Annotated in this window: 5 protein-coding genes and 1 pseudogene; 4 read left to right on the forward strand and 2 right to left on the reverse strand. The window is 62.4% G+C overall.

The genetic code is table 11. The features are described 5' to 3' along the window. The first annotated feature begins 292 nt into the window (after positions 1 to 292). The 3 genes from cueR to C5F75_RS06825 all read left to right on the forward strand — a co-directional run bounded on the left by cueR (position 293) and on the right by C5F75_RS06825 (position 1542). Positions 293 to 697, forward strand: coding sequence for a Cu(I)-responsive transcriptional regulator (cueR, locus tag C5F75_RS06815; RefSeq protein ID WP_059583527.1), 405 nt, complete (start codon positions 293 to 295; stop codon positions 695 to 697). 215 nt (positions 698 to 912) lie between these two features. Then, positions 913 to 1059: a DUF3563 family protein gene (locus C5F75_RS06820; RefSeq protein WP_080970925.1), complete on the forward strand. Its 147-nt coding sequence runs from the start codon at positions 913 to 915 to the stop codon at positions 1057 to 1059. 147 nt (positions 1060 to 1206) lie between these two features. Beyond that, positions 1207 to 1542, forward strand: coding sequence for a hypothetical protein (locus C5F75_RS06825; protein ID WP_059583561.1), 336 nt, complete (start codon positions 1207 to 1209; stop codon positions 1540 to 1542). Positions 1543 to 1557: 15 nt separating this feature from the next. On the opposite strand, the gene C5F75_RS06830 is transcribed toward C5F75_RS06825, so the two are convergent. Then, the gene (locus tag C5F75_RS06830; protein ID WP_059583529.1) at positions 1558 to 2403 is read right to left on the reverse strand and encodes a 23S rRNA (adenine(2030)-N(6))-methyltransferase RlmJ; all 846 of its coding nucleotides are present in this window, start codon (positions 2401 to 2403) and stop codon (positions 1558 to 1560) included. 112 nt (positions 2404 to 2515) lie between these two features. Beyond that, positions 2516 to 3487, reverse strand: coding sequence for a potassium channel beta subunit family protein (locus tag C5F75_RS06835; RefSeq protein WP_059583531.1), 972 nt, complete (start codon positions 3485 to 3487; stop codon positions 2516 to 2518). A 164-nt stretch (positions 3488 to 3651) separates the two neighbouring features. On the opposite strand from C5F75_RS06835, the pseudogene C5F75_RS06840 reads away from it, so the two are divergent. After that, positions 3652 to 3740, forward strand: a pseudogene (locus tag C5F75_RS06840) (3-hydroxybutyrate dehydrogenase); the annotation flags it as partial.

Here is a 3740-nt window from a genome sequence, read left to right on the forward strand (position 1 = left end):
TCCCGAACAGGACCGTGAAACGACTCTACGCCGATGATAGTGCGGATTCCCGTGTGAAAGTAGGTAATCGTCAGGCTTCCTAAGCCAAGAACCCCCGCCTGACAAGGCGGGGGTTTTTGCATTTTGGCATCCCAAAAAGCATGCGCCGAGCCGCGCCCGTTCCATCCGCGCTCCTGCGACCAAGCTGTCCCTCGGAACGAAACCTCTCGATTTGATACGATCGACGTGTCGTCGGCGACGGCATTCGTCGCCGTTCGTGTTCGAAACCAGGGCTTGATGAAGAGGGCAGGGAATGAATATCGGCGACGCGTCGCGCGAATCCGGGGTCAGCGCGAAAATGATCCGGTACTACGAACAGGTCGGCCTTCTTGCGCCGAGCAAGCGGACCGATGCCGGCTACCGGATCTACGGCGCGGACGAAATCCATATCCTGCGATTCATCCGTCAGGCGCGGCGACTCGGCTTTCTGGTCGAGGACATTCGCAAGCTGCTGATGCTTTGGCAGGATCGCTCGCGCGCCAGCGCCGAAGTGAAATCGATTGCTCTCGAGCACGTGGCCGAACTGGACAAACGCATCGCCGAACTCAGCGACATGCGCGACACGCTGGCCGATCTGGCCGCGCACTGCCATGGTGACGGGCGGCCTGAATGCCCGATTTTGGCGCGCCTCGCCGACCCCGTCGATGAACCAAATTAGTGCGCTTCCTCGAGCCGCAAAACGGGCCCCGACTACATTCCTATAAAAATCAATGAGTTATAGGTGGTCGGTGCGGCTCCATTCCAAATCGGAATGGTTCCCATGCAAGTATTTCACTAGCATCTTGGTGCGGCGTCGCTATAATTCGGGATAACCCTATACGGGAAATCCCTGAATATCGATTCACCAGGGGTCCCTCTTCCTTGGAGAACGTCATGATCGCCTACATCGTCGAAAAGCTGAGCAACTGGTTCGAGTCCGCAGAACGTGAGCGCCGTGAGGCTTACCTCGCCACGTCGTCGGACATCGTTCAGCTCGAGCGCCGCATCCGCTCGCTCGAAACCAACGGCTACTCGCTGTAATCGGAGTGACCGTCGGGTGCCGAGCGGTACCGAACGATAAGCAAGCCCCGTATTGACGGGGCTTTGTTTTTTTGTGCGCCGGATCTGGCGAAATCGCCGGTGCAGCGCTATGGTATGGGCCTACTTTTCATCGGGAAGGACACGATCATGCGTGTGCGTGTCGATGTGCGACGCAGTACCTGCGCGCGTCTCGTTCTGGGCGCGGCAATGCTCGTCCATGGCTTCGCGGTAGGTGCCGCGACGTCGTCCAGGCCGCTCGTGCTCGATACCCAGCGCGGTATCCAGGACGGCAGGGGCGGGTTGGTGTTGCAGACGGCACCGTTGTCTTCGGAGCCGATCGTCGAGCCGGCAGGCATGCGGGCTCCAGCCGGGCAGGGACCGAATACGTCGGTTCCGCTGTTCGTCGCGCCGTACATCAATGTTCCCGCATGGAACGGGCAGCCGGCCAACCAGCCGAGACTGGCGCCCAGACCGCAACCGTAACCGCCGGTCGCCCGATCAGTTGCCGCGGTGCTCGATCTGGCAGCGGGCGCCGCTATCCTGTCCCAGCTTCTCGACCAGGTAGGGCAGGACCTCGTTCATGCTCTGGGCGAGCGTATATGGCGGATTCAGGATGAACATCCCGCTTCCGTAGAGGCCCAGTCCATCGGTCGGCGGATTCGACACCGTCAGCGTCAGGTGGAGCCAGTTGTTCGGCTGCAGGCGCTTCAACTGCTCGGGAAAGCGTTGCGATTCCGTCCGCGTGACCTGCGGATACCAGATGGCATAACAGCCGGTCGCGAAACGCTTCAGGCATTCCGTCACGCAGCTCACCGTGCGCGCGTAATCCTTCTTGTCCTCGTAGGACGGGTCGATCAGTACGAGTGCGCGTCGCGGCGGCGGCGGCAGCAGCGCCTTGATACCTTCGAAGCCGTCGCCGGCGAAGATCATCGCGCGTCGCCCCGCATCGCGAAAATTGTGGCGCAGCACATCGATTTCCGTCGTATGCATTTCGAACAGACGCATCCGGTCCTGCTCGCGCATCGACCGCCAGGCGATGTACGGGGAGCCCGGGTAGAAGTGCAGTTCGCCGTCGTCGTTCAGCGCGCGGACTTCATCGATATAGTCGCCCAGCGCTTCCGGAAGGCTCTTTTCGTTCCACAGCCGGCCGATGCCGGTATCGAATTCCGACGTCTTCGCTGCATAGCCGTCGCGCAGCGAGTACACGCCGGCGCCCGCGTGCGTATCGATGTACCAGTACGATTTGTCTTTCTTGTTCAGGTAGCGCAGCAGCTGGACGACGACGGTGTGCTTGAGCACGTCCGCGTGGTTGCCTGCGTGAAAACCGTGACGATAACTGAGCATGGCTGGCTGCCTGAAACGAAAGGTGAATCGATTAAAAACGGTCGAACGTGCGCGGCCGTCAGGCCGGGCACCGATGCGGCCGCGTATTGTACGCGAGTGGTCGCGAGTCGCCTTACTCGTATGCGTCGCCGACTACCGCCTCGATGCGCTGCTTCACATCCGGCGTCAGCTTCGCGGCAACGTCGAGCGCGCGCATGTTGTCGCCGATCTGGTCGACCCGCGAGGCGCCCGTGATGACCGAACTCACGCGCGGATTCGCGAGCACCCACGCAATGGCCAACTGGCCGGTGCTGCAGCCGAGCTCGGCGGCGATCTCGCCGAGCCGTTCGACGATGTCGTTGGCGGCCCGATCGGTCAGGCGTTCGCGCATCCAGTCGTAGCCTTGCAACTGCGCGCGGCTGCCGGCCGGCACGCCGTTGCGGTACTTGCCGGTGAGCAGGCCCGACGCGAGCGGGCTCCAGGTCGTGAGGCCGAGGCCGTAATCGTCGTAGAGCCGCGCATATTCCTGTTCGACCCGGGTGCGGTGGAACAGGTTGTACTGCGGTTGTTCGACGACCGGCCTGTGCAGATGATGCCGCTCGGCGATCTCACATGCCGCGCGGATCTCGTCGGCGCTCCATTCCGACGTGCCCCAGTACAGCGCCTTGCCGCGCACGATCATGTCGCTCATTGCCCAGACGGTTTCCTCGATCGGCGTATGCGGATCGGGGCGATGGCAATAGACGAGGTCGACATAGTCGAGCTGTAGCCGGCGCAGCGAGCCGTCGATCGCGTTCAGCAGGTATTTCCGGTTCAGCGTGTGATACTGGTTCGGGGCTTCCGCGAGCCCCCAGAAGAACTTCGTGGACACGATATAGCTGACGCGCGGCCAGTCGAGCGACTTGAGCGCGTGGCCCATGATTTCCTCGGATTTGCCGCCGGCGTAGACCTCGGCGTTGTCGAAGAAATTGACGCCCGCGTCGCGTGCCGCGGCGAGGCATTCGCGCGCGACCCGCTGGTCGACCTGGTTGCCGTACGTCACCCACGAGCCGAGGGAAAGCTCGCTGATCTGCAGGCCGGAGCGGCCTAGCCGTCGATAGTGCATGAGATTCTCCTGCTGAACGGAACCGACCTTAAGCTTAGACGTTTTGCGCGCGAACGGCGGGTCCGATCGGGCACAATGGCGGCTGGCACGCCGATGCGATTTCGCGATGCGCGCGGATGCGGCGGGCGCGTGTTTCATCGATCCGACAACGGGAGGAGACGGACATGGCAGCAGATCTGAATGGCAAGACCGCAGTCGTCACGGGCGCCGCGAGCGGCATCGGCAAGGAAATCGCGCTCGAGCTCGCCAAGGC

The organism is Burkholderia anthinoferrum (assembly GCF_002925705.1).
Taxonomy (GTDB): domain Bacteria; phylum Pseudomonadota; class Gammaproteobacteria; order Burkholderiales; family Burkholderiaceae; genus Burkholderia; species Burkholderia semiarida.

Bases quoted from the DNA above. Each gene is read 5' to 3' on its own strand.
- C5F75_RS06820 (WP_080970925.1), top strand. From the start codon at position 913: ATGATCGCCTACATCGTCGAAAAGCTGAGCAACTGGTTCGAGTCCGCA.
- C5F75_RS06825 (WP_059583561.1), top strand. From the start codon at position 1,207: ATGCGTGTGCGTGTCGATGTGCGACGCAGTACCTGCGCGCGTCTCGTT.
- C5F75_RS06835 (WP_059583531.1), bottom strand. From the start codon at position 3,487: ATGCACTATCGACGGCTAGGCCGCTCCGGCCTGCAGATCAGCGAGCTT.
- cueR (WP_059583527.1), top strand. From the start codon at position 293: ATGAATATCGGCGACGCGTCGCGCGAATCCGGGGTCAGCGCGAAAATG.
- C5F75_RS06830 (WP_059583529.1), bottom strand. From the start codon at position 2,403: ATGCTCAGTTATCGTCACGGTTTTCACGCAGGCAACCACGCGGACGTG.